The sequence below is a fragment of the Caballeronia sp. INML1 genome (assembly GCF_023631085.1).
In the GTDB taxonomy this organism is placed as follows: domain Bacteria; phylum Pseudomonadota; class Gammaproteobacteria; order Burkholderiales; family Burkholderiaceae; genus Caballeronia; species Caballeronia turbans.
In genome coordinates, this window is the sequence record NZ_JALQDT010000030.1 from 44249 (window position 1) to 69802 (window position 25554).

Here is a 25554-nt window from a genome sequence, read left to right on the forward strand (position 1 = left end):
CCGCAGCGCGCTCGCCTCAATGAAGGAGAAAGACAGATGCCATCGTTTGACGTCGTCAGCGAAGCAAACATGATCGAAGTAAAGAACGCGATCGAGCAGTCGAACAAGGAAATCTCGACGCGCTTCGACTTTAAAGGCTCGGATTCACGCGTCGAGCAAAAGGAGCGCGAACTCACGCTCTACGCCGACGACGATTTCAAGCTCGGCCAGGTGAAGGACGTTCTGCTGAACAAGCTCGCCAAGCGCGGCGTCGACGTGCGTTTTCTCGACTACGGCAAGCAGGAGAAAATCGGCGGCGACAAGCTGAAGCAAGTCGTCACGGTAAAGAAAGGCGTGTCGGGCGATCTGGCGAAAAAAATCGTCAAGATCGTGAAGGACAGCAAGATCAAGGTTCAGGCGAGCATTCAGGGCGATGCCGTGCGCGTGCAAGGCACGAAGCGCGACGACCTGCAGAGCGCCATCGCGCTGCTGAAGAAGGAAGTCACGGACACGCCGCTCGACTTCAACAACTTCCGCGACTGATTCGTTGCCGCGTAAGAAGTGAAAAAGCCGTTCCGGTTCGCGCCGGAACGGCTTTTTGCTTATTCGGGCGCTTGCGCCGCTTCCTTCTTTTCACCGATGCGGCTTTCCTTCCCCGCCAGCAACTTCGAGATATTGGCGCGATGCCGCCAGATGAGCAGCAGGCTCATTGCGAGGACGGCGAGCGAGATGCGGCTCGGTCCGAACAGGAATACCTGAAAGAACGGCGCGAACACGGCCGCGACGAGCGCCGCCAGCGACGAGTAGCGGAAGAAGAACGCGATGATCAGCCAGGTGAGCAGCGTCGCGATACCGAGCGCCGGATGGATCGCGAGCAGCACGCCGGCCGCCGTCGCGACGCCCTTGCCGCCCTGAAATCGGAAGAAAACCGGGTACAGATGCCCGAGGAAAACCGCAATGGCCGCGAGCGCCGTGGCCGTGTTGATGCCGGCGCTGTCCCAGCCGAAGCTCGCACCGAAGTTCGCGACGATCCACACGGGCAGCCAGCCCTTGAACGCGTCGCCGATCAACGTGAGGATCGCGGCCTTCTTGTTGCCGGTGCGCAGCACATTGGTCGCGCCGGGATTGCCCGAGCCGTACGAGCGAGGATCGGCCAGTCCCATCGCGTGACTCACGACGACGGCGAATGAAATCGAGCCGATCAAATAGGACACGACGGCGACGATCAGAAAAATCATGGTGTCTTTTCAGTTGTGGCGAGAGCGGAACGCATTCTAATCGACGCTCGCGCACTGCACGGGCTTTGCGTCGAGCAATTCGGTCAGAACGGACGGCTTCAGGCTCACGAGATAGCCGCGCCGCCCGCCGTTCAGGTAGATCCGGTCGAGCTCCAGAATGCTCGATTCGACGTACACCGGCATCGCTTTCTTCGTGCCGAACGGCGACGTGCCGCCCACGAGGAAACCCGAATGCCGGTTCGCCACTTCCGGCTTGCACGGCTCGATGCGCTTCGCGCCCGTTTGCCGCGCGAGGTTCTTCGTGGACACGGTGCGGTCGCCGTGCATGAGGACGATGAGCGGCTTCGCGTGCTCGTCCTCCATCACGAGCGTCTTGACGACGCGATGCTCGTCCACGCCCAGTTGCCGCGCGGATTCCTGCGTGCCGCCGTGCTCGACGTAATCGTAGGGATGCTCGCCGAACTCGACCTTGTGACGGCGCAGAAATTGGGTCGCAGGCGTTTCGGACACATGTTTGGCTTTCGACATGGACGCATTGTAGCGGCGTGTTTCCCGCCTCACCATTGGCCATTCGGCCGAGTGTTCAGCAGCGTGCCGCCGTGGCACGATCGTTCGACAATGAAGCGATTTATCCGCGCGGATGATGCTCGCGATGCAGCTTCTGCAAACGCTCGCGCGCGACGTGCGTGTAGATCTGCGTCGTCGAGATGTCCGAGTGGCCGAGCAGCAATTGCACGACGCGCAAATCCGCGCCGTGATTGAGCAGATGCGTCGCGAACGCGTGACGCAGCGTGTGCGGCGAGAGCGGCGCATGCACACCGCCCTTCAACGCATGGCGCTTGATGATGTTCCAGAACTGCTGACGCGTCATGCCTTCGCCGCGCGCGGTCACGAAAAGCGCATCGGCGGAACGCGCGCCGAGCAGCGCCGCACGCGCTTCGCGCAGATAGCGTTCGAGCCAGGCGTGCGCCGTCTCGCCGAACGGGATCAGGCGCTCCTTCGAGCCTTTGCCCATCACGCGCACGACACCTTCGTTCAAGCCGACCTCGACCGTTTTCAGCGTCACGAGTTCGGTCACGCGCAGACCGCTCGCGTACATCAGCTCGAGCATCGTGCGATCGCGCAGGCCGAGCGGAGTCTCGACGTCGGGCGCGCCGAGCAGCGCTTCGACTTGCGCCTCGTTGAGCGTCGAAGGAAAGCGCGGAGGCTGCTTGGCCGAACGGAGCTTCAGCGTCGGATCGGAGGACACGCGGTGCTCGCGCAGCGCCCACGCGTAGTAGCGTCGAAAGACGGACAGGCGCCGGTTCGCGGACGTCGCCTTGTCGCCGCGGCGCGCGGCCATGTAGCCGTTCATGTCGGCTTCGGTGACGGCATCGATCGATGCGCCGCGCGTCGTGCCGAGCCATTCGGCGAACAGCTTGAGATCGCGCCGGTACGCTTCGAGCGAGTTTTTCGCGAGCCCGTGTTCGAGCCAGAGCGCATCGCAAAAGAGATCGATCGCGCCCTGACTCGCGGTCAGTTCCGGTTTTTGTATTGCTTCGGTCGTTGCGCTCGTCATGCGATCCGTACACCTTCATGCGCCAGCAGCCAGCGCTTCACGTTGCGATAAAAACCGTCGCCGGGATGATGCGCGAAGCCGCCGATCCCGCCCGATGCCACTACCCGGTGGCACGGTATCACGATCGGCAGCGGATTAGAGCCGCACGCCTGCCCTACCGCGCGAGGCACGCTGCCGATCTCGCGCGCGAGCTGGCCGTAGGTCCAGACATGCCCGGCCGGGATGGCGCTGATGCCCTGCCATACACGCTGCTGAAACACGGTGCCGCGGATCGCGAGCGGGAGGTCGAAATGCATCGACGGCGTGTCGAAGTAGCGGCGGATCTGCGCGGCGGCTTCCTGGGCGAGCGGCGTTCGCGGCTCGATGATGTCGACATCGCCGGGCAGATACACGATCTCGCGCACCGACTGCGCATCGGCGCGAATGCCCACTTTGCCGAACGGCGCGTCGATCACGGCATCGAACGGGATGCTCGTCATGATTGCTCCAGTGCCCACCGAACGTGTTCGCGGACGAGTTCGGACGGATCGTCCTCACGCGCCTCCAATGCGTCGACGATTGCCTGGCGTTCGCCCGCATCCAGCCCGGACGCGCGCAACGCATTGCCCATCGCGACCGCGATGTTGCGCAGCCAGCGCTCATGCCCGATGCGCCGGATCGCGCTGCCCTGCATGCGCGTGTCGAAATCCGCGGCGCTCCATGCAAACAGTTCGACGAGCGTCGCGCGATCGAGCCCGTGCCGCACGTCGAAATCCGCGACGGGCGCGGCCTGCGCGAACTTGTTCCACGGACACACGAGCTGGCAGTCGTCGCAGCCATAGACGCGATTGCCGATCAGCGGACGCATGTCTTCGGGGATGCTGCCGTGCAGTTCGATCGTCAGATACGAGATGCAGCGCCGCGCATCCACGCGATACGGCGCGACGATCGCGCCCGTCGGACATGCGCCGATGCAGCGCGTGCACTGCCCGCAATGCGCGCCCTCGCGCTCGGGATGCGGATCGACGGGCAACGGGACATCGACGAAGATCTCGCCGAGAAAGAAAAGCGAGCCGGCATCGCGATCGAGCAGCAGCGTATGCTTGCCGCGCCAACCGTTGCCCGCCTTCTGCGCGAGCGCGACTTCCAGCACCGGCGCGGAATCCGTGAACGCACGATGCCCGAACGGCCCGATTTCCTTCTCGATGCGCTCGGCCAGTTGCTGAAGGCGATTGCGCATGACCTTGTGATAGTCGCGGCCGCGCGCATAGATGGAGACCATCGCCTGCGATGGCTTCGCGAGCCTCGACCATTCGATCGCGCGCCAGTCGTTCTTCTGACCATCGGCTGTCGCGACACTTTCATCGCCGGTTTTCGCGAGCGTTTGCGCCGGCAGATAGGCCATGCGCACGGTGATGACGCGTCGCGTTCCGGCCACAAGCTCGGCCGGTCTTGCGCGTTTCATCCCATGTATGGCCATATAATTCATTTCGCCGTGATAGCCTGCTTCGAGCCAATCAGTGAGGCCTTTCTCGGCATCCGCCAGGTCGATATCGCTGATGCCGACCGCACCGAACCCCAGCTCGCGCCCCCACACCTTGATGCGTTGCGCGAGTTCCGCCAGCGCGTTTTCATCGATATCGAAAACGCGAGGCTCTGAAACAGATTCAGCGGCAGCGTCGCAGGACGCGGTCGTGACTTCAACGGAATGTTCCGGCAATCGGTTCATCACGACATTTTACGAGCAATGCCCGAAAGCCCCGCACGAACGACGCAAGACCTTCCTCCCGCGCTTCTCGAACGCCGCTTCGACCTGCGCGACGAAGCCGCGACGCTCGCTTTCGGAGAACGCTTCGCGCACGCCATCGACACCACGCGCCTCTTTGCATCGCGGACTTCGTCTGAACGATTCCACGGTCTGCAGGTCCAGTTGATCGGGGACCTGGGCGCGGGCAAGACCACGCTCGTGCGCGCCACACTGCGCGCGCTCGGCCACGCCGGCCGCGTGAAGAGCCCGACCTATACGCTCGTCGAACCGTACTCGCTCGTCATCGAAAGCGGCCCGCTCGACGTTTATCACTTCGATCTCTATCGCTTCGCCGATCCGGCCGAATGGGCCGATGCCGGCTTCCGCGAATATTTCGATGCGGGCGCGCTGTGCCTCGTCGAGTGGCCGCAACAGGCGGGCGGCCTGCTCGGTGTGCCGGACCTCGTGTTCCAGCTATCGCTGCCGGGCGAGCACGGCTCGCCGTGCAATTCGAACGAAGAAGAAGGCCGCGTGCTGACCGCGCGGGCGTTCAGCGAAACAGGAAAGTCATGTCTCGAAAGATGTTGATCAAGCCATTTCATTCGATCGAAGCTGCGGCCCACGCGCCGCACAACTGGCGCCGCCGCCAGGTGCTGCGCGCAGGCGCCTCGACGCTCGCGCTCGCGCTCGCGCTCGTCGGACCGAAGCTCGCGCACGCAAGCAGCGTGCTCGGCGTGCGTGTATGGCCCGCGCGCGATTACACCCGTGTGACGATCGAATCGGACCAGCCGCTCCAGAACGCCAACCAGCTCTTGCAGGGACCGGACCGGCTCGTCGTCGATCTCTCCGGCATCGACCTCGATCAGTCGCTGCGGGATCTCGTCTCAAAGATCACGCCGAACGATCCGCAGATTCAGGCAGTGCGCATCGGGCAGTATCAGCCGCATGTCGTGCGCATGGTGTTCGACCTGAAAGGATCGGTGAAGCCGCAGGTGTTCACCCTGGGTCCCATCGGCAGCTATAAATACCGGCTCGTGTTCGACCTGTATCCGGCCGTCGCGCCCGATCCATTGATGGAACTGCTCGCCCAGACCGAGCGCAAGCAGGAGGCGCTCGACCGCGCGAATCCCAATCCGTCCGCGCCGCCGCCCGCCACGCTCGCCGGCCCGGCCACGCCGCAGAAACCGACGACGCCCGATTCCACCGACGAGTTCTTCCAGAAGTACGCGCAGAACGATGCGCCGGCAGGAACCGCACCGTCCGCGCCGCTCGCGCCGCCCGCGCCGAAGCCCACCGCCAAGCCGCGCGTTTCGTCGCCGCCGGTCATCGCCCAGAAGGACGACGACAACGATCAATACACTTTCTCGGCGCCCAAGCAGGGCACCGGCACGACGCGCCTGCTCACGGTCGCGATCGATCCGGGTCACGGCGGCGAGGACCCCGGCGCGATCGGCGGCCAGGGCACGTACGAGAAGCACATTGCGCTCGACATCGCGAAGAAGCTGCGCGCGAAGATCGACGCCCAGCCCAACATGCGCGCGATGATGACCCGCGACGCCGACTTCTTCGTGCCGCTCAACGTGCGCGTGCAGAAGGCGCAGCGCGTCTCTGCCGACCTGTTCGTGTCGATTCACGCGGATGCGTTCACCTCACCGGACGCCCGCGGCTCGTCCGTGTTCGCGTTGTCGGAGCATGGCGCGTCGAGCGCGGCCGCGCGCTGGATGGCGGCCAAGGAGAACTCGTCGGATCAGGTCGGCGGCATCAACGTGAAGTCGCAGGACGCGAGCGTCAACCGCGCGCTCTTCGACATGTCGACGACCGCGCAGATCCGCGACTCGATGCGCTATGGCAGCTTCGTGCTGAATGAGATCGGCGGCATCAACAAGTTGCACAAGGGCTCGGTCGAACAGGCCGGTTTCGCCGTGCTGAAGGCGCCGGACATTCCGTCGATCCTGGTCGAGACCGCGTTCATCAGCAACCCGGACGAGGAAACGCGCCTGAACGACGACGCCTATCGCGACAAGATGGCCAACGCGATCATGAAGGGCATCAAGCGCTACTTCGCGGCGAATCCGCCGCTCGCGAAGAGCCGCATGACGTAAGGCGCGTGCCCTGCTCCGTTCAGCGCGCCGGCAAGAGTCGCTGGACGAGCCGGGCGCCGAACACGTTCACCACCAGTCCCGCCATCACGAGCGCCGCGCCGACCACTTGCGCGGCGCTCAGCCCCTCGCCGAGAAACACCGCGGCCGACGCGAGCCCGATCACCGGAACGAGCAGCGAAAACGGCGCAACGCTTCCCGCCGGGTAGCGCGCGAGCAACTTCCCCCACAGGCTGTAACCGACGATCGTCGCGATGAACGCGAGGTAGAGAATCGCGAACACGGAAACGAGCGGGATGGACGCGAGACTCGCCTCGATGCGCGCCGGCCCTTCGAAGATCAGCGAGAGCGCGAGGAACGGCAGCGGCGGAATCAGGCTGCCCCACACGACGAGCGATAGCAGATCGACCTTGCCCATGCGCTTCGTCGCGACATTGCCGAGCGCCCACATCGCGGAAGCGGCGAGCGTGAAGAGAAAACCGGCGAGGGTCATCGCCTGGCCACCGCGCATGCCGATCAGCGCGAGCCCCGCCGCCGCGATCACGAGTCCGGCGACGTTCGCCGCGCGGATGCGCTCGCCGAGAAACATCGACGCGAAAATGAGCGTGAAAAACGCCTGCGCCTGTAAGACGAGCGACGCGAGTCCCGCCGGCATCCCCACATACATGCCGTAGAAGAGCAGTGCGAATTGCCCGAGGGAAATGGTGAGGCTGTAGGCGAACAGCCAGCGCAGCGGTATTTGCGGGCGTTTTACGAAGACCACCGGCACGGCGGCGAGCGCGAAGCGCAGCGCGCCGAGCAGCATCGGCGGCACACCGTGCAAGCCAAGTTTGATGACGACGAAATTGACGCCCCACGCGACAATGACCACCGATGCGATCAGCAAATCCTTAGGCGACATCACCCTTCCCCCGTCTCATGTGCGTCGTTGGCGAGCCGTAAAGTGTAGCGGAGCGTGTGGCGGCAGGCTTGTCAAAAGCTGCGCGGCGCGACGAAGGACGCAAAAAAGCGCCCGCGCCGGGCAAACGGCGCGAGCGCTTTCCTCGGAGTGTCGGAACGGGTCCTTACTTGCTCTGCCCTGTTTCCGTCCCGGAGTCATTGCCGGTTTCCGCGGCGGGCGTTTTTTTGGTCGACGTATGCGCCGATTGCTTGTGCATCTTGTGCTTCTTATGTGTCGTGGGGGCCGCCGAATTGTCGGTGGCCGCGCCAGCGGTATCGTTGCCCATCGCCGCCGACGAATTGCCCGACGAAGTTTGCGCGAATGCACCTGTCGCGGCGGTGGCGGTGAGAAGACCCGTGGTAATGGCGATCAACAGTTTGTTCTTGCTCATGGCGAAGCTCCTATCGAGGTTGCGGAAGTTGCGTGAAGCCGCACGCGTACTGAAAAGCGCGGCGACGTAAAAAACGAGAGCCTCGGCGGCACGTCTGCGCCGCGCGGCATCGGCCGGTAGAATCGACTCAGACACGCGCCATTCCGGCGCGCGATCTTCCCATCGGAACCTGCCATGCCTTCGCCGATCCGTGCATTGCTCAAGCCCCACGAACACGACGTCGGCGGCCTCATGGTGCGGCGCGTCCTGCCCGCGCTCGCGGCGCGCACCGTCGGACCCTTCATTTTTTTCGACCACATCGGTCCCGCAACGCTCGTGCCCGGCAAGGGACTCGACGTGCGCCCGCATCCGCATATCGGACTGGCGACGGTCACGTATCTGTTCGACGGCGCGATCATGCATCGCGACAGCGTCGGTTCGGTGCAGAAGATCGTGCCCGGCGACGTGAACTGGATGACCGCGGGCCGCGGCATCGTCCATTCCGAACGCACGCCCGATGAAGAACGCGCCTCCGGCCAGACGATGCACGGCATCCAGACGTGGATCGCGATGCCGGTGGCGAGCGAGGACATCGAGCCTGCGTTCGAGCATCACGCGGCGTCCGCGCTGCCGCAAATCGAGCGCGACGGCGTCACGCTGCGCGTGATCGCGGGCACGGCGTTCGGCGCAAAAGCGCCCACTCGCACGTTCTCGCCGACGCTCTATGTCGCCGCGCAGTTCGCGGCAGGCAGCGCGATCACGCTCGACACCGAGCACGAGGAACGCGGCGTCTATCTCGTGAGCGGCGATTTGTCGATCGACGCCGAATCGCTGCCCGAACAGCAGATGGCCGTGCTCACGCCGGGCGCGGACGTGAAGCTGCACAGCAGGAGCGGCGCGGTCGCGATGCTGCTCGGCGGCGCGCCGCTCGACGGCTCGCGCTTCATCGAATGGAACTTCGTGTCCAGCTCGCGCGAGAAGATCGACGCGGCCAAGCTCGCATGGAGCGAGCAGCGCATGGGCCACGTGCCCGGCGAGACCGAGTTCATTCCGCTGCCGCCGCAGCGCCGGGAAAATCGCGCGCCCGAGGCATGAGGCCTGCGTGCGCGCTTGAGAGTCACGCGGATCGTCCCTAACTGATTGGGATAGACCGCAAGCATTAGGAGAAAACGCATGGATACGACCCTCGCCACCTTCGAGCACGACGTCATCAACGCGTCGATGCTCGCGCCCGTTCTCGTTGATTTCTGGGCGCCCTGGTGCGGCCCGTGCAAGACACTCGGGCCGATGCTGGAGAAACTCGAAGCCGAAGCCGCGGGAAAGTGGAAGCTCGTCAAGGTGAACGTCGACGAAAATCAGGAGCTCGCCGCGCACTTTCAGGTGCGCAGTATTCCACACGTGGTCGCGTTCGCGGAGGGCCGCCCGGTCGATCAGTTCATCGGCGTTCTGCCGGAAGGCCAGTTGCGTGCATTCCTCGACCGGCTCGTGCCTGAAGGCGCCGACGCCGAGCGTCACGCCGCGCAAACTGCATGGGCCGCGGGCAGGCGCAAGGAAGCGATCGACACGATCAAGGCCGCGCTCGCGCTCGATCCCGGTTACGACGACGCACGCCTCGACCTGATCGAATGGCTGATCGCGGAACGCCGCATCGACGAGGCGAAGGAAGAGGACAAGCTGCTATCGCCGAAGACGACGCAAGGCATCGATGCACGTTACAACGCGCTGAAGACCGAACTCGACGCCGCCGATGCAGCAGCGGATCTGCCGCCCGCCGACGCGCTCATCGACGCGGTCAACGCGAACCCCGACGATCTCGAAGCACGCTTCGCGCTCGCCAATCGCCTGATCGCGGGCCGCGATTACGGCGGGGCGCTGGAGCATCTGCTCGCGATCGTCGTGCGCGATCGTGCCTTCATGGACGATGTCGGCCGCAAGACGATGCTTTCGGTGTTCGAGCTCGCCGCGAATCAGCCGGATCTCGTGTCGCAATGGCGGCGCAAGCTGAGCGCGGCGATCAACTGATCGTCGGCTTCAACGAAGAACGGCCAGCTATTAAAGCTGGCCGTTTTTCGTTTCAGGCCGCGCGCTTCGCCAGATCGCGCAGCACATGCGCGGCGGCCGCGAAGCCGAAGCTCGCCGTCACGCAGACGCTCGATCCGAAGCCCGCGCAATTGAGACCGACCGGCCCGGAATAGCCCGCGCCGGTTTCGAGATGCTCGGCGCCTTCGCTGATATCGCACGCGGGCGCTTCCGGATAGATCAGCGGTTCGTCCGAATACACCGCGCTCACCTTGAAACGCGCCTTCGGTCCCCGCGGAAAACCGTGCAGCTTGCGCAACTGGCCGCGTACTTTGGACAACAGCGGGTCCTGAATGGTGAGCGCGAGATCGTCGATGCGAATGCGCGTCGGGTCCAGTTGCCCGCCCGCGCCGCCGACGGTGATGAGCGCCTGCCTGCGCGCCACGCACCACGCGATGAGCGCGGTTTTGGTGCGCACGCTGTCGATCGCATCGACGACATAGTCGAAGCCGCTGCCGAGCGTCGCGTCGAAATTGCCGGGCTCGACGAAGTCCTCGATCTGCCGCACGTCGCAAGCCGGATCGATCAGCTTGATGCGCTCGGCCATAGCCGTGACTTTCGCCTTGCCGTAGTTGCCGTCGAGCGCGTGAATCTGCCGATTCGTGTTGCTTTCGGCGACATTGTCGAGATCGATCAGCGTCAGCTTTCCGACAGCACTGCGCGCGAGCGCCTCGGCGACCCACGAGCCGACGCCGCCGATGCCGATCACCGCGACATGCGCCCTTTCGAACGCGGCGAGCGCGGGCGCGCCGTACAGACGCGCGATGCCGCCGAAGCGTCGGTCGCGGTCGGCGGCGTATGCGGCGGTCGGTGTGAGAGCAGTTTCGGTTGAAGCGTTCATGGCGTGCGTCGATAAGGCCGGGTACGTTGAAAGCAAGCTAAAAGCTCGCAAAATGCGGCGCCCGTTGTGCGGCGTCAATCAAGGCTTACAGGCGGCTGTCGAGTGCGCAAACCTGTGCGCTCGATCATGCAAAATGCGGGCGAATTGCGTATTCTGCCTTATCGAAACCTTGGACGTGATAGCTGCAAGCGCCGCACCCGCCGGCACGCAACAGGTCCATGGGTTAATCAGGGCAAGATCGTTTCACCTTGGCTATACTGACCCGACTGTAGCGCTTGCATAAAAATGACGACTCTCGCAGACCTTCGCAAAAATTATTCGCGCGGCGCGCTCGATGCCACCGACGTCGACCCGAACCCGGTGAACCAGTTTCACACCTGGTTCGCCCAGGCGCTCGATGCGAAACTGCCCGAACCGAATGCCATGACACTTGCGACCGTCGATTCGCAAGGTCGTCCATCCGCCCGCATCGTGCTCATCAAGGGCGCCGATGAGCGCGGATTTGTTTTTTTTACCAATTACGATAGCCGCAAGGGCCGCGAGATCGCCGCCAATCCCGCGGCGAGCCTGCTGTTCCACTGGATAGAGCTCGAGCGCCAAGTGCGCATCGAGGGCCGCGTCGAAAAGACGAGCGATGAGGAGAGCGATGCGTATTACGCGTCGCGTCCGCTCGGCTCGCGCATCGGCGCGTGGGCATCGGATCAGAGCCAGCCGCTCGAAAGCCGCGAAGCGCTGGAAGCGCGCGAACGCGAGATGGTCGCCAGATACGGCGACGCGCCGCCGCGCCCGCCGCACTGGGGCGGCTATCGCCTCGTGCCCGATACCATCGAATTCTGGCAGGGACGCCCGTCGCGCCTTCACGATCGCATCGTCTATACGCGTGATGACGCGGGCGCGCCGTGGCGAATCATGAGACTCGCGCCGTAACGCGAGCACTGGCAGCAACCGAGATCGCAACGGCAACGAACATGAAGGCGGGAGCCTTCCCTTGATTTTCTTTAGCGCGGAGAAACAAGCATGTTCTGGGAGAAGAAGCTGACGCAGTGGGTTGAGGAAGTGCGCGACCGGGCCAATTTGCCTGCGCGGCTCGTGCTCTGGGATGGCCAGCAGCACGATTTCGGCCAGTTCGCCGCTCCTCGGGTGACGCTGCACGTGAAGAGCGCGACCGCGCTGCCTTATCTGCTCGAACCGAGTCTCGACAATCTCGGCGAAGCCTACGTCAAGGGCAAGATCGATATCGAGGGCAAGCTGTCCGACATCATCAACATCGGCTATTCGCTCGCGAAGAACACGGTGACGAGCGCAAGCAAGCTCGCCCGCGTGCGGCGCTACTTCAATCACTCGAAGACGTCGGACAAGAAGGCCATTCAGTACCACTACGATGTGTCGAACGAGTTTTACGCACTGTGGCTCGACAAGAACATGGTCTATTCGTGCGCGTACTTCGAGAACGGCGACGAAGACATCGACACCGCGCAGCTCAAGAAAATCGACCACATCCTCACGAAGATTCAGCTTCAGCCGGGTCATCGTCTGCTCGATATCGGCTGCGGCTGGGGCGCGCTCGTGATCCGCGCGGCGCAGAAGTTCGGCGCGAAATGCGTAGGTGTCACGCTCTCCGAGAACCAGTTCAAGCTCGCGACCGAGCGCGTCAAGGCGGCGGGGCTCGAAGATCGAATCGAGATTCGCCTGCAGGACTATCGCGACATCCCGGGGCAGTTCGACCGCATTACGAGCGTCGGCATGTTCGAGCATGTCGGGCGCAAGAATCTTGCGGGATACTTCGCGAGAATCCGCGATCTGCTCGTCGATGACGGCATCGCGATGAATCACGGCATCACGTCGTCTGATGCCGACAGCGGCGAGACTTCGCTCGGCGGCGGCGAATTCATCGACAAATACGTGTTCCCCGACGGCGAGCTGCCGCACATCAGCCTCGCGCTCGAAAGCATGCAGCGCGGCGGGCTGGAAGCGATCGACGTCGAAAGCCTGCGGCGGCACTACGCGCATACGCTCGACATCTGGGCCGACAGGTTCGAGGAAAACGCGGAGAAAGCGAAGAAGCTCGTCGACGATGAGCACTTCCGCATCTGGCGCGTGTACCTCGCGGGCTGCGCGTATGCGTTCGAGAACGACGACGTGTCGATCTATCAGGTGATCTGCCGCAAGGCGGGGCGAAGCGCGAAGACGCTGCCGTGGTCGCGGCGGTATATCTACGAGAAGGCGCTCTGAACCGCGAATCAATGCATATCGAAGCGGGGGAGCCGGAAGATCAGTTCGATCTTTTCGGCGTGCCTGCAAACGCTGCTTCGGCGGAGCCTGCGGAGGCACGAAAGCCGCCAAAGCCGTGCGGCGTGCTGCCCGCGCCCTTGCAGCCCGAACTCGAAGCCCTCGCGAAGCGCCTGCCGGATGCAATCCATCTCGGCACATCGACATGGTCGTTTCCGGGATGGCGCGGCATCGTCTATGGCGACGAGTACTCGAACACGAAGCTTTCCCGCGACGGTCTCAGCGCCTACGGCGCGCATCCGCTCCTGAAAAGCGTGTCGATCGACCGCTCGTTCTACGCGCCGCTGTCGCTCGCTGAATACGCGCGCTACGCATCGCAGGTGCCGGCGCACTTCCGCTTCATCGTCAAGGCGCCCGCCTCCGTCACCGATGCCTTCATCCGCGGGGAGCGCGGCACGCCGGACGCGGAAAACCCTGCGTTTCTGAACGCGCAGATTGCCATCGATGAATTCGTGACGCCATGCATCGGCGGTCTCGGCGCGAAAGCAGGCGCGCTCGTGTTCCAGTTCTCGCCGCTGCCCGAAGCGATGATCGTCGATCCGGCCAGTTTCATCGAACGGCTATCGGCGTTTCTGCAAGCGCTGCCGCCGCTCGAAGGCGAGTCTTGCTACGCGGTCGAGATCCGCGACGCGGTCATGCTCACGCCACGCTTCATCCGCGCGCTGCGCGAGGCGAACGTGCGCTACTGCATCGGCGTGCATGCGCGCATGCCGGACGTGCGCCGTCAGGCGAAGGCGCTCGCGTTGCTGGACGAAGAAGGAATGGGACCGTTCATCGCGCGCTGGAGTCTGCACAGCGGCTTTCGCTACGAACAGGCGAAGGCGAAATACGAGCCGTTCGACAAGATCGTCGATGAAGATCGCGGCACGCGTGAGGCGCTCGCCGAGCTGGCCGCGCGTTATGCCATCGCGGGCCAGCCGGTGGTGATCGCGGCGAACAACAAGGCGGAAGGCTCGGCGCCGCTCACGTGCTTCGAGCTCGCGCGCGGCATCGCGGAGGAATGCGACCGCGCGCGGAGCGACTAGAAGCGCATCACGCCTTCAGGCGGTGCGCGAACTTCTTGCGAAATTTCGCGACCTTCGGCCCGACGACCGCCGCGCAGTAGCCCTGATTCGGATGCTGCGCAAAATAGTTCTGGTGATACGCCTCGGCCGGATAATAGTCGTCGGCGAGCGGCACGACTTGCGTGACGATCTTGCCGCCGTAGACATCCTCGCGCTGCAGTTCGTCGATGACGTCAAGCGCGATCTTGCGTTGCTCGTCCGAATGCGTGAACACGACCGAGCGATACTGCGTGCCGACATCGTTGCCCTGCCGGTTGAGCTGGGTCGGATCGTGCGTCGCGAAGAAGATCTCGAGAACTTCGCGATAACCGATGACCGATGGATCGAACACGACCTTCACCACTTCCGCGTGACCGGTTTCGCCATCGCAGACCTGCTCGTACGACGGATTCACAACTTTGCCGCCCGCATAGCCCGATTCGACCGACTCCACGCCCTGCACCGCGAGAAACACGGCTTCGGTACACCAGAAACATCCGCCGCCGAGCGTCGCGGTCTCAAGTCTCGCCTGTTGGATCATGCGCAACTCCTCATCAAGTGCATGCGGCCACGCCGCGGATCCTGCATATTGATGCGCCCGGCCGATTCTTCAATCTTCCGGACGCGATGAGTCGAGCTTACTGGGTTTGGCCGGGCGGCGCAGAAAGCCCCTTGCGGCGGAAAACTTGCTGCCGGAATACGGTCTGTTGGCGGTCGGCGACTGCCGATTCCGATAGAATCGACACAATTCTCCAGTTTTTACATGACTTCTGAAAAGGTTCTTCCGACTGAAGCGCGACGCGCGGCCGGCTCGGTAGCACACGACACACTCGACCGCCCATTTGCCTGCTCATCTGCCAAATGACACGCGCTAAAACCCCGAATTTCGACCCGAATGCGTTCCGCGCCGCGCTCGGGCAGTTTGCGACCGGCGTCACGGTCATCACGACGCGCACCGCGTCCGGCCAGTTGATCGGGATCACCGCAAGCTCGTTCAACTCGGTATCGCTCAATCCGCCGCTCGTACTGTGGAGCCTCGCGACGAAATCGGCGTCGATGCCAGTGTTCCGCGCGAACAGCCACTATGTGGTGAACGTGCTCGCGGCATCGCAGCTCGACCTGTGCCGGCGTTTCGCCACGGTCAAGGGCGACCGCTTCGCGGGCGTCTCGCACGCCGCCGGGGACACCGGCATGCCGGTGCTCGACGGCGCGCTCGCGTGGTTCGAATGCCACAACCGCAGCCGCTACGACGAAGGCGATCACGTGATCTTCGTCGGTGAAGTGGAGCGTTGCGGCGTGCGCGAAGACGCAACGCAAACCGCGCCGCTCGTCTTCCATGCCGGCGGCTTCCATACGCTGGGGCCGCTGGAATAAACGCTCAGGGCGTGTGCGCGCGTCCCGGCTGCTCGATCAGCGCGACCGGCACGCCCGCATCGTCCTTCATCGTCTGAAGCACGATGTTCGAGCGGATGTCGATCACGCCGGGCGCCTTGTAGAGCTTCGACAGAATGAAATCGGAGTAATGCTTGAGGTTGTGCGCAAGCACGCGCAGCACGTAGTGCGTGTCGCCGGTGACGACGAACGCGCCGACCACTTCCGGCCATTCGCGCACGGCCGCGGCGAACTTCTCGTGCCAGTTTTCCTGGTCGTTGCGCATCGAGACATGGACGAAGGCTTCCAGTTCGATGCCGAGCCGCTCGCGGTCGAGGCACGCGCGATAACTCGCGATCACGCCTTCCTCTTCCAGCAGGCGCATTCGGCGCAAGCACGCCGACGGCGATAGCGAAATGCGCTCCGCCAGGTCCAGGTTACTGATCCGTCCATCTTCCTGCAGTACCGCCAGAATTCGGCAATCCGTTGCATCGAGCGTGAAGCCGGTCATTTTTGAGTCCCCTAGCCCGTTTCATCGAATTATGTTCTAAGCGCGACACTTTTGGGTGGTTATTTCGCAAGCACCTTTCGAGATAACGCGACTATGATTTGACGCATCTTTACGATTTCTGTTAGGGCGCGTCATGACGCTTCTGGACATTTCCCCATCGATCGGCCCCGCCACGCCCGTCTGGCCGGGCGACACGCCGGTCGGCATCGAGCGGGTGTGGCGAATCGAGGCGGGCTCGCCCGTCAACGTTGCGCGGCTCACGCTGTCGCCCCACACCGGCGCGCACGCCGATGCGCCGCTCCATTGCGATGAGCACGGCAAGCCGATCGGCGACGTCGCGCTCGATACGTACATCGGCGAGTGTCGCGTCCTGCACTGCATCGGTGCTTCGCCGCTCGTCACGCCGGAACACGTCGCCGCGCATCTCGACGGCGTCCCGGCGCGCGTTCTGCTGCGCACGTATGCAAACGCGCCGCTCCATGCATGGGACAGCGCCTTCGCCGCCGTCGCGCCGGAAACCATCGACTTGCTGGCCGAAAAAGGCGTGAAGCTCCTCGGCATCGACACGCCGTCGCTCGATCCTCAGGACTCGAAGACGATGGATGCGCACAAGCGTATCCGCGCCCACGGCATGGCGATCCTCGAAGGCCTCGTACTCGACGCCGTCGCGCCCGGCGACTACGAACTGATCGCCCTGCCGCTCAAATTCTCGACGCTCGATGCGAGTCCGGTTCGCGCCGTCCTGCGTCCGCTTTCCTGATGATCTTCAAATATATGGACTTTTCGATGAAACATCGTGACGAAGCCGCGGCGCTCGACCGCGACGATCCGCTCGCGCCGCTGCGCGAGCAGTTCGCATTGGCCGATGGCGTGATCTACCTCGACGGCAATTCGCTCGGCGTGCCGCCCAAAGCGTCCGCCTCACGCGCCGCCGACGTGATTTCCGCCGAATGGGGCGAAGGCCTGATCCGCAGCTGGAACACGGCTGGCTGGTTCGCGTTGCCCAAGCGTCTCGGCAACAAGCTCGCACCGCTGATCGGCGCGGGCGAAGACGAAGTCGTCGTGACGGACACGATCTCCGCGAATCTCTTCAAGATTCTGTCGGCCGCGCTCAAGCTCGCAAACGAGCGCGATCCGAAGCGGCGCGTGATCGTCTCCGAACGTTCGAACTTTCCGACAGATCTGTACATCGCGCAGGGTTTGATCGAGCAGCTCGATCGCGGTTACGAACTGCGCCTCGTCGACGATGCTTCGGAACTGCCGGCCGCGATCGACGAAAACACCGCCATCGCGATGATCACGCACGTCAACTACCGCACCGGCTACATGCATGACATGGCCGCGCTCACGCAGACCATTCATCGCGCGGGCGCGCTCGCCGTCTGGGATCTCGCGCATTCGGCGGGCGCGGTGCCGGTCGATCTGAACGGCGTCGGCGCGGACTACGCGGTGGGTTGCACGTACAAGTATCTGAACGGCGGCCCGGGCTCGCCCGCGTTCGTGTGGGTGCCGAAGCGCCATCAGAGCGCCTTCTCGCAGCCGCTCTCCGGCTGGTGGGGACACAGGAAGCCGTTCGAGATGGACCCGGTGTATCGCCCGGACGACGGCATCGGCCGGTTTCTTTGCGGCACGCAGCCCATCGTGTCGATGTCGCTCGTCGAATGCGGGCTCGACGTGTTTCTGCAAACCGGAATGCAGACGCTGCGTCGCAAGTCGCTCGCCTTGAGCGATCTGTTCATCCGGCTGGTCGAGGAACGCTGCGGCGAATTCCCGCTCTCCCTCGCGACGCCGCGCGAGCACGCGCAACGAGGCTCGCAGGCGAGTTTCGAGCACCCGAACGGCTATGAGGTGATGCAGGCGCTGATCGCGCGGGGCGTGATCGGCGATTACCGCGAGCCGCGCATTCTGCGCTTTGGCTTCACGCCGCTCTACACGCGCTTCGTCGATGTGTGGGACGCCGTCGATATCCTGCGCGACGTGCTCGCGACCGAAAGCTGGCGCGCGCCCGAATTCGCCGAGCGCGCATCGGTGACCTGAAAGGAGCGTCGACATGAGCAATACGCAAGGCTGCCCGTTCGGTCACGGCGCCGTGGAAACCACGCAGAACGAAGGTTGGCACGACGCCAAGCTCGATTTCGCCGATTCGATGAGCTACGGCGACTATCTCGGCCTCGATTCGATCCTGAACGCGCAGCATCCGCTCTCGCCGGATCACAACGAGATGCTGTTCATCGTGCAGCATCAGACGAGCGAGCTATGGATGAAGCTCGCGCTCTACGAATTGCGCGCGGCGCTCGCGGCCGTGCATCGCGATGAGCTGCCGCCCGCGTTCAAGATGCTCGCGCGCGTGTCGCGCATCTTCGAGCAACTTGTGCAGGCGTGGAACGTCCTCGCGACGATGACACCCTCCGAATACACCGCGATGCGCCCGTATCTCGGGCAATCATCGGGGTTTCAGTCGCATCAGTATCGGCAGATCGAGTTCATGCTCGGCAACAAGAACGAGCAGATGCTGAAGCCGCACGCGCATCGGCCGGAAATTCTCGAACAGGTGCGCGGGACGCTCGAGGCGCCCTCCTTCTACGACGAAGTGATCCGCCTGCTCGCCCGACGCGGCTTCGAGATCGATTCGAAGCGTCTCGAGCGCGACTGGACGCAGCCGACGACGCACGATCCGTCCGTCGAGGCGGCGTGGCTCGCGGTGTATCGCGATCCGTCGCATCACTGGGATCTGTACGAGATGGCGGAAGAGCTGGTCGATCTGGAAGATGCGTTCCGGCAATGGCGCTTCCGGCATGTGACGACGGTGGAGCGCATCATCGGCTTCAAGGGCGGCACAGGCGGCACCGCGGGCGCGTCGTATCTGCGCAAGATGCTCGATGTCGTGCTGTTTCCGGAGCTCTGGCACGTCCGGACGGTGCTCTGAGCCGTTACGCGAGACGCGCGGCGAGCGCCTTCAGCCTCGGGCCGATCGTCTCGCGGAAATACGCCTCGTCCATCGACGACGCCGGCCCGCTGCTCGACAGCACGAGCCAGCGCCCGTTGCGCAGGTCGCGAAAAGGTGCGGCGATGGCGTTGACGTCGTCGTGCCACTCGCGGAACGAATAACAGCAGCCGTCGCGCGCGAAATCGTCGATCGAGCGTCGGGCGGCATTGACGATTGCCGTGTCTTCGTTTTTCGCGAGTTCGTCGAACAGCGCCTCGCGCGCCGCCGGTTCCTGGACCGCGAGATACGCGCGGCCCATCGAGCTCGTGAGCATCGAGAGGCGCGAGCCGGGCGCAAGGCCGAGCGTCAACGCCGTCTCGCTGCGAATGGTTTCCAGATAGATCATGTCCAGGCCGTCGCGGCAACCGAGCGATACCGCCGCGCCGATCTCCCGCGCAAGCGCGCGCATGTGCGGGCGGGCGAGTTCCAGCGTGTCCGCGCCCGCGAGCAGCGTGAAGCCGAGCGACAGCACGCCCGTGTCGAGCGCGTATTTGCCCGCAGGTTCGTCGAAGCGCAGATAGCCGAGCGTCGTCAGCGTGTAGGCAAGACGATTGACGGTCGCCTTCGGCAGACCGGTGCGTTCGACGAAATCGCGATTGCCGAGCAGCGTCTCCCCGGGCCGGAACGCGCGCAGCAAATCGAGCCCGCGTGCGAGCGCGACGACGAACTTGCGCTCGTCGATGTCCTCGGACGATAGATGACGCGAAGAAATCGGCGCTGAATTCCGGTTGGATTCGGCTGGCATCGGGTGATAAACTCGAAACTGGATTTGCAAAACATTGTTTCGCCTAGCGGAACTCATGTCAAGCGTCTCGCGCCAGCCGATTGTGGAAATGTGCACGCGCTTCCGGCGCTTTTCGATGAAATCAGGAGATAGCAGATGGCCGACGCCGCCCGATTCAACTGGGAAGATCCGCTCTTGCTGGATCAGCAACTGACCGAAGACGAACGCATGGTGCGCGACGCCGCGCGCGCTTACGCACAGGACAAGCTGCAGCCGCGCGTGATGCAGGCGTTTCGCGAGGAAAAGACCGATCCGGCGATCTTCCGCGAAATGGGCGAACTGGGTCTGCTTGGGCCGACGATCCCCGAGCAATACGGCGGTCCGGGGCTCAACTACGTCTGCTACGGCCTGATCGCGCGCGAAGTCGAGCGCGTGGATTCGGGCTATCGCTCGATGATGTCGGTGCAATCGTCGCTCGTGATGGTGCCGATCAACACCTTCGGCAGCGAGGCGCAGAAGGAAAAGTATCTGCCGAAGCTCGCGCGGGGCGAGTGGATCGGCTGTTTCGGTCTCACGGAGCCGAACGCGGGCTCCGATCCGGCGAGCATGACGACGCGCGCAAAGAAGGTGCAGAACGGCTTCTCGCTCTCCGGCACGAAGATGTGGATCTCGAACTCGCCGATCGCAGATGTGTTCGTCGTATGGGCGAAGCTGGAGGAAGACGGCCGCGACGAGATTCGCGGTTTTATCCTGGAGAAAGGCTGGAAGGGTCTGTCGGCGCCGGCGATTCACGGCAAGGTTGGCTTGCGCGCGTCGATCACCGGCGAAATCGTGATGGACGAAGTCTTCGTTCCAGAAGAGAACATGCTTCCGGACGTGCGCGGCCTGAAAGGTCCGTTCACCTGCCTGAACTCCGCGCGCTACGGCATCTCCTGGGGGGCGCTCGGCGCCGCCGAATCATGCTGGCACACCGCGCGGCAATACACGCTGGATCGCAAGCAGTTCGGCCGCCCGCTCGCGGCCAATCAGCTGATCCAGAAGAAGCTCGCCGACATGCAGACCGAAATCACCCTCGGCCTTCAAGGCGTGCTGCGTCTTGGCCGCATGAAGGATGAAGGCACGGCGGCTGTCGAAATCACGTCGATCATGAAGCGCAATTCGTGCGGCAAGGCGCTCGATATTGCCCGGCTCGCACGCGACATGCTCGGCGGCAACGGCATCTCCGATGAATTCGGCGTCGCGCGTCATCTCGTGAATCTCGAAGTGGTGAATACGTACGAAGGCACGCACGACATTCACGCGCTGATTCTGGGCCGCGCGCAGACGGGCATCCAGGCGTTCTTCTGAAGGAGCTTAGTTCACGGTTGAGAAGGGCCGGCGCGCCGTGCGCCGGCCCTTTGTCTTTCTGCCGTTTGTAACTTTCGATAGGCGGCTGAAACTTTTACGGGTCAGATCGTATCCATCCCAATTGATGTCGATGTATTGACGAAGCACGAGCGGCTGGAACGGAACCTGCGTGAGTTTCGCCCGGAAGGCGTCACGCCTCCTCGTCAGCGGTCCCATCTTTGGTTACGATTCCGTAGCCTTACCGATTGGAGCCTTTCATGTCAGAAATCAATAAGGAGCGATTCATGTCGGATATCAAAACCGTACTCGCTGACGCCGAAGATCTCTTGAAACAAGCGGCGACCGCCACTGGTGAACGCGCTTCCGAATTGCGCGAGACAGCCCTTACACGCCTGAAGCAAGCGAAGGAAAAAGCCGCCGACGCGCAGGTCGTCGTAATCGAGCGAGGCAAGAAAGCTGCACGCGCGACCGACGATTACGTCCACGAGCATCCGTGGGCGTCCATCGGCATTGCGGCGGGGCTCGGCATGGTGATCGGGCTTCTGATCAACCGCAAGTAGCCGCTGACTCGCCACAATGGCCCGCGAATTGCTAATCTGCTCTTTGTCGCGGTCCCGGCTGAACTGAACCGCGAGCGCCTTGCCCGGGCGCGCGGCTCGACACTCGCACCGGCCGGCCGCTTCACGCGCCGACCGGAACCACAAAAAAGCGGCACTAACGCGCTCCTCGCATTCAAGCCATGACGACCGAACGGCCAACGCAGCAATCGTCCCCCGGACCGCTGCGACGAATTCTGAGCTCCGCCTTCGCCATCTTCGAGACGCGTCTTGAACTCATCGGCATCGAGCTTCAGGAGGAAAAGGAGCGGCTCATCGGCGTGCTTTTCCTCGGGCTCGCCGCCATGATGCTCGCGATGATGGCGCTCATCTCGCTCACGGTGCTGATCGCCATCTTCTTTTGGGACACGTATCGGTGGCAGGCGCTCGGCGGCATCACGCTCCTGTACGCGTTGATCGCGATTGCATGCGGTCTGCGCGCGCGCAGCAGCTTGCTCGATGCCCCGAACATGTTCGACGACACGCTCGCCGAATTCCGCAAGGACCGCGACACCTTCCGCTGATCTCCGCGCCCAATCCAAGCCATGAGCCAACACGACGATACCTTCAGGTCGCCCAAACGCGACAAAGCGAAAAAACTGCGCACGCCGCACATGCGCGCGCTGCGCAAGGAACTGCTGATCGCTCGCGCGGATGTCGAGCGCATGGAGCTGCGGCAAGCAACACATGATTTGCGTTCGTCCGTCACGCATTTCAGTGTTCTTCGCTTCCTGATGCCAGGCGGGGGGGCGCCACGCTGGGGCAAGCGCCGCGGGTCTGCGGGCGGTATCGGCGGCGTGCTCGGTTCGCTGCTCGGCTCGGGCAATATCGGCTTGCTGCTCAAGCAGTATCCGATCGTCGGTTCCCTTGCATCGCTCGTTCTCACCAAGCCGGTGAGAACGAAGTTGCTGCGCAGCGCCAAGCCAGTGCTCAAATGGGGCGGTCTCGCGCTCGCCGGATGGGAAGGCTGGCGCATCTATCAGCAAATGAAGACCGCCGCGCCCGAGACCTCCACCAACGCCGTCGATCCGACAGTGTTCTGATTTCCCACTTCAACCTCTCGCCGCCCAGCAGGACGCGGACTGTACCGCATCGAGCGGCGTGGTCGAGCCGGGCGGGTGATTCCAGCGCAGTCCGGTCGCGTCGATGACGAAGGCGCCGCATGCGTCGTCCTGCATGGCGCCGGGCGCAACGGGCGCGGCTTCGATGGCGTAGCCGCCGTTAGTCGGCGATTCCGGCAGCACGGCGACGCTGTATACCGCCGTCCCGCCCGGAGGCGCTCTGTCGAAACTTGCGCCGAGCGTGATCGCCTCACCGCTTTCCGACGTTTGCGCAAGCCGCGTCGTTTCGGCGAACTGGACTGCACGCACCAACGCCGACGCCGCATCGAGTCGATGCGCCTTCAACACGTGCGTTCGATACGCCGGAATGGCGAATGTCGCGATGATCGCGGCGACGCCCAGCGCGATCATCAATTCTAGAAGGCTGAAGCCCTTCTCGCTCATGCTTCCTTTCATGACGGCTCCTCAAAACGGCCTGGCGACGACGCGCCGCCAGTGCTGCGTGCTCGCGCCCTCGGCGATATCGATACGAAGCTGAAGCCACGCCTCGGAATCGGGGCTCGCGCCGAAACCGCGCGTAGTGACGAGATACGCCCCGCTCGCCCACGATTCGATCAGACATTGCGGCGCGCGGCGCGCGTACGGCCACACCGCGAACGGCGTGATCGCGGCGGCAGTCGGTCCCTCGAACGATGTCTTCGTACGCCATCGGGACGGTTCGTCCTTGAGCGACTGGCTCGCCGATGGCAGCGCGAGGGACAGCATCCGGCTGCATCGGATCAGCGCGCTGTCCGCTGCATGGAACGCCTGCGCGCGCTCGCGCGTCGCAACGGTCGCGCGGCCCGCCACGAGCGATGTCTGCAACCATGCGCTCGCCGTCACGAGCATCATTGCCGAGAGAATCAGGACGATCGGTAACGTAGCGCCGCGTGTTCGGGAACGTCGCTTCATTGCGGGCCTCCGGATGTCATCGCCGGCGAATTGCGTATCGCGATGCGCCGCCAGAAGACCTGACGAGCGCGGCCATCGTCGGCATAAGCAGGCGAGCCGTTGCAATCGACGTAGTTCGTTCGCCGCTTCGCGTTGGAGTTGAAGCCGCGTACCAAGACGCAAATGTCGGCGCCGTAGACATCGCGCCAGCGTTCGCGCGCGATGGCCGAAGCGTCCAATGCCGATGGCGAGTCCGCCCGCCAATACACGACACGCATCCGTTCGATGCCTTCGACGATCGGCTGGGGCTGCCGGCCGCCGCACTCGCAGTAAAGCTCGGGCTCGCCGCTCGAAGTGCTGGCCTTCACGTAAAAGCGATTCGTGACGATGGCGTCGGCGATGGTCTGGCCGATGCAGTCCGTTGGCACGCCACCGCTCGACGGCCATGTGGATACGGCATCGGCGGCGTAGCGAATCTGGATGCCGTCCGAATGACTGGCCAACGACTCGCACAATGCTCCCGACTCCGCGCCGACCACGCGGCCTTGCGCGCAACCGAATATCGGTGCTTCGACAGTCGCGTCCGGGCCAGACGCGAAACCGGCCATTTGGAGCTGCTGTCCCAGCATGTCCAGCGCGGTCGGTCCGGCGTCCTGGATGCGTGCGGCGTCGGTGGCACGATCGAACGCGGCGCGCTGCCCGCGATAGAGCGACAGCGACGCGGTCACGATCAACATGCCTAGCGCGAGCGCGATCGTCATTTCGAGAAGCGTATGACCGCTCGACGGGAAGGCGCGTGAGGTCATCGCGCGAACGCCATTGCAATGCACGATGTGAACGGCTTTGCCTGCGGCTCGGGACACGGGTCGGACCGATCTTCCGCGCGCCAGCTCACCGTCGCGATGCGCACGCCGTCGGCCCGATCGGACACCGCGACATCGCCCGCGGGCAGCATCGACGACGCCCTCGCCTGCCATTGCGACACGATTGGCGCTCGGTCGGCATCGCTGCGAATGCCTTCCGCGACCGAATCGGCGATCAGCGCCGCGCGTTCCCGCAGCAACGCCGCCCGCTCACCGCGCGCGAGCGCGCTTTGCACCGCGACGAGCCCAAGCGCGCTCACCGCCGTGAGCGTCAACGCGATCATCACTTCGCTCAGCGAATCGCCTCGTTGCGCGCCCTTCATGCCGACGCTCCGCAACCGCCCTGCGTGATGCGCGCCCGGCCGCCCGCCGCGAGCCGTACGCATCGACGCGACGCGGGATTCGCGGCGGCATCGGCGCCGCGCGGACCGAGTTCGAAGCTGCGAAATCCGCCGATCACTTGTCCGGAGGGCGGTGTGAAAGACAGTTCGGTCGATGTCCCGGCGATAGCGACCGACGTCATCGCGGGCTGCATGCGCAGAAGCGTCGAAACGCCGTCGCGATCGACGAACACACCCCATCCGCACGACCAGTCAGTAACGCCGGCATCGCAGCTTCGCCCCGCCGCCAGGCAATGACGCGACGGGTCGATGCGGCACAGCGTGACGCGTGCGCCGCGTTTTATGGATTCGGCACGGGCAAGCGAAATCGCGGAAAAGAGCGAGCGCGCCCGCGCATCGACCTGATCGCGCACCTGCCACGCGACGAACGACGGCGCGGCGAACGTCGCGAGGATCGCCATCACGGCGAGCACCACGCACAGTTCGACGAGCGTGAAACCTTGATTTGAAGCGCTGATCATCTGCAATCCTTAATCGATAGATTCGAGCCGAAAGACGCAATCTAGCGAGAAGGAATGCACGCCGCCATTAGTCAGTATGACTCCGCGAGGCAGGGGCTGGCCTGGCGCGCGGAATCAGACGCGGGTTAGCATCGCTGCCAG

Annotated in this window: 32 protein-coding genes; 16 read left to right on the forward strand and 16 right to left on the reverse strand. The window is 63.9% G+C overall.

What is annotated here, in order from left to right; translation table 11 throughout:
* Positions 1 to 36: 36 nt before the first annotated feature.
* Positions 37 to 522, forward strand: a complete 486-nt coding sequence (locus NCR38_RS10860) for a YajQ family cyclic di-GMP-binding protein (protein WP_061119396.1) — start codon at positions 37 to 39, stop codon at positions 520 to 522.
* A 59-nt stretch (positions 523 to 581) separates the two neighbouring features.
* Here NCR38_RS10860 and plsY read toward each other — a convergent pair whose 3' ends face one another.
* From plsY to queG, 5 genes are all read right to left on the reverse strand, one after another.
* Positions 582 to 1217, reverse strand: a complete 636-nt coding sequence (gene plsY / locus NCR38_RS10865; protein ID WP_061119397.1) for a glycerol-3-phosphate 1-O-acyltransferase PlsY — start codon at positions 1215 to 1217, stop codon at positions 582 to 584.
* 36 nt (positions 1218 to 1253) lie between these two features.
* Entirely contained in the window at positions 1254 to 1745 is a 492-nt protein-coding gene (gene ybaK / locus NCR38_RS10870) for a Cys-tRNA(Pro) deacylase (RefSeq protein WP_250477041.1), read from the reverse strand.
* 100 nt (positions 1746 to 1845) lie between these two features.
* Positions 1846 to 2775, reverse strand: a complete 930-nt coding sequence (xerD, locus tag NCR38_RS10875; RefSeq protein WP_061119399.1) for a site-specific tyrosine recombinase XerD — start codon at positions 2773 to 2775, stop codon at positions 1846 to 1848.
* Positions 2772 to 3254 (reverse strand): methylated-DNA--[protein]-cysteine S-methyltransferase, encoded by a 483-nt coding sequence (locus NCR38_RS10880; RefSeq protein ID WP_061119400.1) that lies wholly within the window; start codon positions 3252 to 3254, stop codon positions 2772 to 2774. Before NCR38_RS10880 ends, xerD begins: the two co-directional genes overlap by 4 nt.
* On the reverse strand, positions 3251 to 4483 hold the full coding sequence (gene queG, locus NCR38_RS10885) for a tRNA epoxyqueuosine(34) reductase QueG (RefSeq protein ID WP_250477042.1): 1233 nt from the start codon (positions 4481 to 4483) through the stop codon (positions 3251 to 3253). Before queG ends, NCR38_RS10880 begins: the two co-directional genes overlap by 4 nt.
* Before the next feature lie 18 nt (positions 4484 to 4501).
* On the opposite strand from queG, the gene tsaE reads away from it, so the two are divergent.
* Positions 4502 to 5089, forward strand: coding sequence for a tRNA (adenosine(37)-N6)-threonylcarbamoyltransferase complex ATPase subunit type 1 TsaE (gene tsaE, locus NCR38_RS10890; RefSeq protein WP_061119402.1), 588 nt, complete (start codon positions 4502 to 4504; stop codon positions 5087 to 5089).
* Entirely contained in the window at positions 5071 to 6603 is a 1533-nt protein-coding gene (locus tag NCR38_RS10895) for an N-acetylmuramoyl-L-alanine amidase (RefSeq protein ID WP_250477043.1), read from the forward strand. Before tsaE ends, NCR38_RS10895 begins: the two co-directional genes overlap by 19 nt.
* Positions 6604 to 6622: 19 nt before the next feature.
* On the opposite strand, the gene NCR38_RS10900 is transcribed toward NCR38_RS10895, so the two are convergent.
* Positions 6623 to 7501 (reverse strand): EamA family transporter, encoded by an 879-nt coding sequence (locus NCR38_RS10900; RefSeq protein ID WP_061119437.1) that lies wholly within the window; start codon positions 7499 to 7501, stop codon positions 6623 to 6625.
* A gap of 163 nt (positions 7502 to 7664) precedes the next feature.
* A complete protein-coding gene (locus tag NCR38_RS10905; RefSeq protein ID WP_250477044.1) occupies positions 7665 to 8066 on the reverse strand; it encodes a hypothetical protein in 402 nt (133 codons plus the stop codon).
* A gap of 39 nt (positions 8067 to 8105) precedes the next feature.
* Between NCR38_RS10905 and NCR38_RS10910 the strand changes: the two genes are divergently transcribed.
* Positions 8106 to 9005, forward strand: a complete 900-nt coding sequence (locus NCR38_RS10910) for a pirin family protein (protein WP_250477045.1) — start codon at positions 8106 to 8108, stop codon at positions 9003 to 9005.
* 78 nt (positions 9006 to 9083) lie between these two features.
* Complete coding sequence (gene trxA, locus NCR38_RS10915) at positions 9084 to 9932, forward strand: thioredoxin (RefSeq protein WP_250477046.1); 849 nt, start codon at positions 9084 to 9086, stop codon at positions 9930 to 9932.
* 52 nt (positions 9933 to 9984) lie between these two features.
* On the opposite strand, the gene NCR38_RS10920 is transcribed toward trxA, so the two are convergent.
* Positions 9985 to 10830, reverse strand: a complete 846-nt coding sequence (locus tag NCR38_RS10920; protein ID WP_250477047.1) for a ThiF family adenylyltransferase — start codon at positions 10828 to 10830, stop codon at positions 9985 to 9987.
* A gap of 285 nt (positions 10831 to 11115) precedes the next feature.
* On the opposite strand from NCR38_RS10920, the gene pdxH reads away from it, so the two are divergent.
* The 3 genes from pdxH (at position 11116) to NCR38_RS10935 (ending at position 14144) form a co-directional block, all read left to right on the forward strand.
* Positions 11116 to 11757 carry a pyridoxamine 5'-phosphate oxidase gene (gene pdxH / locus NCR38_RS10925; protein WP_061119408.1) on the forward strand — a complete coding sequence of 214 codons (642 nt, stop codon included), beginning with the start codon at positions 11116 to 11118 and terminating at the stop codon, positions 11755 to 11757.
* Positions 11758 to 11847: 90 nt separating this feature from the next.
* Positions 11848 to 13062, forward strand: a complete 1215-nt coding sequence (locus NCR38_RS10930) for a cyclopropane-fatty-acyl-phospholipid synthase family protein (RefSeq protein ID WP_250477048.1) — start codon at positions 11848 to 11850, stop codon at positions 13060 to 13062.
* Between the two features lie 11 nt (positions 13063 to 13073).
* Positions 13074 to 14144 carry a DUF72 domain-containing protein gene (locus tag NCR38_RS10935; RefSeq protein WP_250477049.1) on the forward strand — a complete coding sequence of 357 codons (1071 nt, stop codon included), beginning with the start codon at positions 13074 to 13076 and terminating at the stop codon, positions 14142 to 14144.
* A gap of 7 nt (positions 14145 to 14151) precedes the next feature.
* On the opposite strand, the gene msrA is transcribed toward NCR38_RS10935, so the two are convergent.
* Entirely contained in the window at positions 14152 to 14703 is a 552-nt protein-coding gene (gene msrA / locus NCR38_RS10940; protein ID WP_250477050.1) for a peptide-methionine (S)-S-oxide reductase MsrA, read from the reverse strand.
* A 320-nt stretch (positions 14704 to 15023) separates the two neighbouring features.
* Between msrA and NCR38_RS10945 the strand changes: the two genes are divergently transcribed.
* Entirely contained in the window at positions 15024 to 15536 is a 513-nt protein-coding gene (locus NCR38_RS10945) for a flavin reductase family protein (protein ID WP_061119412.1), read from the forward strand.
* Positions 15537 to 15540: 4 nt separating this feature from the next.
* Here NCR38_RS10945 and NCR38_RS10950 read toward each other — a convergent pair whose 3' ends face one another.
* Entirely contained in the window at positions 15541 to 16044 is a 504-nt protein-coding gene (locus NCR38_RS10950) for an Lrp/AsnC family transcriptional regulator (RefSeq protein WP_061119413.1), read from the reverse strand.
* A 133-nt stretch (positions 16045 to 16177) separates the two neighbouring features.
* Here NCR38_RS10950 and kynB point away from each other — a divergent pair, with 133 nt between their 5' ends.
* From kynB to kynA, 3 genes are read left to right on the forward strand one after another with little or no spacing between them, the layout of a single operon-like run.
* Positions 16178 to 16804 (forward strand): arylformamidase, encoded by a 627-nt coding sequence (gene kynB, locus NCR38_RS10955; RefSeq protein ID WP_250477051.1) that lies wholly within the window; start codon positions 16178 to 16180, stop codon positions 16802 to 16804.
* 26 nt (positions 16805 to 16830) lie between these two features.
* Positions 16831 to 18081, forward strand: coding sequence for a kynureninase (gene kynU / locus NCR38_RS10960; RefSeq protein WP_250477052.1), 1251 nt, complete (start codon positions 16831 to 16833; stop codon positions 18079 to 18081).
* 13 nt (positions 18082 to 18094) lie between these two features.
* Complete coding sequence (gene kynA / locus NCR38_RS10965) at positions 18095 to 18970, forward strand: tryptophan 2,3-dioxygenase (RefSeq protein WP_061119415.1); 876 nt, start codon at positions 18095 to 18097, stop codon at positions 18968 to 18970.
* Between the two features lie 4 nt (positions 18971 to 18974).
* On the opposite strand, the gene NCR38_RS10970 is transcribed toward kynA, so the two are convergent.
* Entirely contained in the window at positions 18975 to 19775 is an 801-nt protein-coding gene (locus NCR38_RS10970; RefSeq protein WP_250477053.1) for an IclR family transcriptional regulator, read from the reverse strand.
* A 135-nt stretch (positions 19776 to 19910) separates the two neighbouring features.
* Between NCR38_RS10970 and NCR38_RS10975 the strand changes: the two genes are divergently transcribed.
* The 4 genes from NCR38_RS10975 (at position 19911) to NCR38_RS10990 (ending at position 22740) form a co-directional block, all read left to right on the forward strand.
* Positions 19911 to 21101, forward strand: a complete 1191-nt coding sequence (locus NCR38_RS10975; RefSeq protein WP_250477054.1) for an acyl-CoA dehydrogenase — start codon at positions 19911 to 19913, stop codon at positions 21099 to 21101.
* A gap of 257 nt (positions 21102 to 21358) precedes the next feature.
* Positions 21359 to 21661 (forward strand): YqjD family protein, encoded by a 303-nt coding sequence (locus NCR38_RS10980; RefSeq protein ID WP_016346183.1) that lies wholly within the window; start codon positions 21359 to 21361, stop codon positions 21659 to 21661.
* A gap of 179 nt (positions 21662 to 21840) precedes the next feature.
* The gene (locus NCR38_RS10985) at positions 21841 to 22221 is read left to right on the forward strand and encodes a phage holin family protein (RefSeq protein ID WP_061119418.1); all 381 of its coding nucleotides are present in this window, start codon (positions 21841 to 21843) and stop codon (positions 22219 to 22221) included.
* Between the two features lie 21 nt (positions 22222 to 22242).
* The gene (locus tag NCR38_RS10990) at positions 22243 to 22740 is read left to right on the forward strand and encodes a DUF3318 domain-containing protein (protein ID WP_250477055.1); all 498 of its coding nucleotides are present in this window, start codon (positions 22243 to 22245) and stop codon (positions 22738 to 22740) included.
* A gap of 9 nt (positions 22741 to 22749) precedes the next feature.
* Here the strand turns inward: NCR38_RS10990 and NCR38_RS10995 are convergent, their stop codons facing one another.
* From NCR38_RS10995 to NCR38_RS11015, 5 genes are read right to left on the reverse strand one after another with little or no spacing between them, the layout of a single operon-like run.
* The gene (locus NCR38_RS10995; protein ID WP_250477056.1) at positions 22750 to 23214 is read right to left on the reverse strand and encodes a type IV pilin protein; all 465 of its coding nucleotides are present in this window, start codon (positions 23212 to 23214) and stop codon (positions 22750 to 22752) included.
* 9 nt (positions 23215 to 23223) lie between these two features.
* On the reverse strand, positions 23224 to 23709 hold the full coding sequence (locus NCR38_RS11000; protein WP_250477057.1) for a pilus assembly PilX N-terminal domain-containing protein: 486 nt from the start codon (positions 23707 to 23709) through the stop codon (positions 23224 to 23226).
* Positions 23706 to 24494, reverse strand: a complete 789-nt coding sequence (locus NCR38_RS11005) for a PilW family protein (RefSeq protein WP_250477058.1) — start codon at positions 24492 to 24494, stop codon at positions 23706 to 23708. Before NCR38_RS11005 ends, NCR38_RS11000 begins: the two co-directional genes overlap by 4 nt.
* Complete coding sequence (locus NCR38_RS11010) at positions 24491 to 24874, reverse strand: prepilin-type cleavage/methylation domain-containing protein (protein WP_250477059.1); 384 nt, start codon at positions 24872 to 24874, stop codon at positions 24491 to 24493. The genes NCR38_RS11005 and NCR38_RS11010 overlap by 4 nt, the downstream gene beginning before the upstream one ends.
* The gene (locus NCR38_RS11015; RefSeq protein ID WP_061119424.1) at positions 24871 to 25413 is read right to left on the reverse strand and encodes a GspH/FimT family pseudopilin; all 543 of its coding nucleotides are present in this window, start codon (positions 25411 to 25413) and stop codon (positions 24871 to 24873) included. Before NCR38_RS11015 ends, NCR38_RS11010 begins: the two co-directional genes overlap by 4 nt.
* Positions 25414 to 25554 lie beyond the last annotated feature (141 nt).

Excerpts from the sequence above, each read along its gene's own strand:
- NCR38_RS11010 (WP_250477059.1), bottom strand. The coding sequence starts at position 24,874 with ATGAAGGGCGCGCAACGAGGCGATTCGCTGAGCGAAGTGATGATCGCG.
- NCR38_RS10910 (WP_250477045.1), top strand. The coding sequence starts at position 8,106 with ATGCCTTCGCCGATCCGTGCATTGCTCAAGCCCCACGAACACGACGTC.
- NCR38_RS10985 (WP_061119418.1), top strand. The coding sequence starts at position 21,841 with ATGACGACCGAACGGCCAACGCAGCAATCGTCCCCCGGACCGCTGCGA.
- trxA (WP_250477046.1), top strand. The coding sequence starts at position 9,084 with ATGGATACGACCCTCGCCACCTTCGAGCACGACGTCATCAACGCGTCG.
- kynU (WP_250477052.1), top strand. The coding sequence starts at position 16,831 with ATGAAACATCGTGACGAAGCCGCGGCGCTCGACCGCGACGATCCGCTC.
- NCR38_RS10995 (WP_250477056.1), bottom strand. The coding sequence starts at position 23,214 with ATGAAAGGAAGCATGAGCGAGAAGGGCTTCAGCCTTCTAGAATTGATG.
- NCR38_RS10930 (WP_250477048.1), top strand. The coding sequence starts at position 11,848 with ATGTTCTGGGAGAAGAAGCTGACGCAGTGGGTTGAGGAAGTGCGCGAC.
- NCR38_RS10980 (WP_016346183.1), top strand. The coding sequence starts at position 21,359 with ATGTCAGAAATCAATAAGGAGCGATTCATGTCGGATATCAAAACCGTA.
- kynA (WP_061119415.1), top strand. The coding sequence starts at position 18,095 with ATGAGCAATACGCAAGGCTGCCCGTTCGGTCACGGCGCCGTGGAAACC.
- queG (WP_250477042.1), bottom strand. The coding sequence starts at position 4,483 with ATGAACCGATTGCCGGAACATTCCGTTGAAGTCACGACCGCGTCCTGC.
- ybaK (WP_250477041.1), bottom strand. The coding sequence starts at position 1,745 with ATGTCGAAAGCCAAACATGTGTCCGAAACGCCTGCGACCCAATTTCTG.
- NCR38_RS11015 (WP_061119424.1), bottom strand. The coding sequence starts at position 25,413 with ATGATCAGCGCTTCAAATCAAGGTTTCACGCTCGTCGAACTGTGCGTG.
- xerD (WP_061119399.1), bottom strand. The coding sequence starts at position 2,775 with ATGACGAGCGCAACGACCGAAGCAATACAAAAACCGGAACTGACCGCG.
- NCR38_RS10880 (WP_061119400.1), bottom strand. The coding sequence starts at position 3,254 with ATGACGAGCATCCCGTTCGATGCCGTGATCGACGCGCCGTTCGGCAAA.
- pdxH (WP_061119408.1), top strand. The coding sequence starts at position 11,116 with ATGACGACTCTCGCAGACCTTCGCAAAAATTATTCGCGCGGCGCGCTC.
- NCR38_RS11000 (WP_250477057.1), bottom strand. The coding sequence starts at position 23,709 with ATGAAGCGACGTTCCCGAACACGCGGCGCTACGTTACCGATCGTCCTG.
- tsaE (WP_061119402.1), top strand. The coding sequence starts at position 4,502 with ATGCCCGAAAGCCCCGCACGAACGACGCAAGACCTTCCTCCCGCGCTT.
- NCR38_RS10970 (WP_250477053.1), bottom strand. The coding sequence starts at position 19,775 with ATGCCAGCCGAATCCAACCGGAATTCAGCGCCGATTTCTTCGCGTCAT.
- NCR38_RS11005 (WP_250477058.1), bottom strand. The coding sequence starts at position 24,494 with ATGACCTCACGCGCCTTCCCGTCGAGCGGTCATACGCTTCTCGAAATG.
- msrA (WP_250477050.1), bottom strand. The coding sequence starts at position 14,703 with ATGATCCAACAGGCGAGACTTGAGACCGCGACGCTCGGCGGCGGATGT.
- NCR38_RS10920 (WP_250477047.1), bottom strand. The coding sequence starts at position 10,830 with ATGAACGCTTCAACCGAAACTGCTCTCACACCGACCGCCGCATACGCC.
- NCR38_RS10935 (WP_250477049.1), top strand. The coding sequence starts at position 13,074 with ATGCATATCGAAGCGGGGGAGCCGGAAGATCAGTTCGATCTTTTCGGC.
- NCR38_RS10900 (WP_061119437.1), bottom strand. The coding sequence starts at position 7,501 with ATGTCGCCTAAGGATTTGCTGATCGCATCGGTGGTCATTGTCGCGTGG.
- NCR38_RS10860 (WP_061119396.1), top strand. The coding sequence starts at position 37 with ATGCCATCGTTTGACGTCGTCAGCGAAGCAAACATGATCGAAGTAAAG.
- NCR38_RS10945 (WP_061119412.1), top strand. The coding sequence starts at position 15,024 with ATGACACGCGCTAAAACCCCGAATTTCGACCCGAATGCGTTCCGCGCC.
- kynB (WP_250477051.1), top strand. The coding sequence starts at position 16,178 with ATGACGCTTCTGGACATTTCCCCATCGATCGGCCCCGCCACGCCCGTC.
- NCR38_RS10895 (WP_250477043.1), top strand. The coding sequence starts at position 5,071 with ATGTCTCGAAAGATGTTGATCAAGCCATTTCATTCGATCGAAGCTGCG.
- NCR38_RS10990 (WP_250477055.1), top strand. The coding sequence starts at position 22,243 with ATGAGCCAACACGACGATACCTTCAGGTCGCCCAAACGCGACAAAGCG.
- plsY (WP_061119397.1), bottom strand. The coding sequence starts at position 1,217 with ATGATTTTTCTGATCGTCGCCGTCGTGTCCTATTTGATCGGCTCGATT.
- NCR38_RS10975 (WP_250477054.1), top strand. The coding sequence starts at position 19,911 with ATGGCCGACGCCGCCCGATTCAACTGGGAAGATCCGCTCTTGCTGGAT.
- NCR38_RS10950 (WP_061119413.1), bottom strand. The coding sequence starts at position 16,044 with ATGACCGGCTTCACGCTCGATGCAACGGATTGCCGAATTCTGGCGGTA.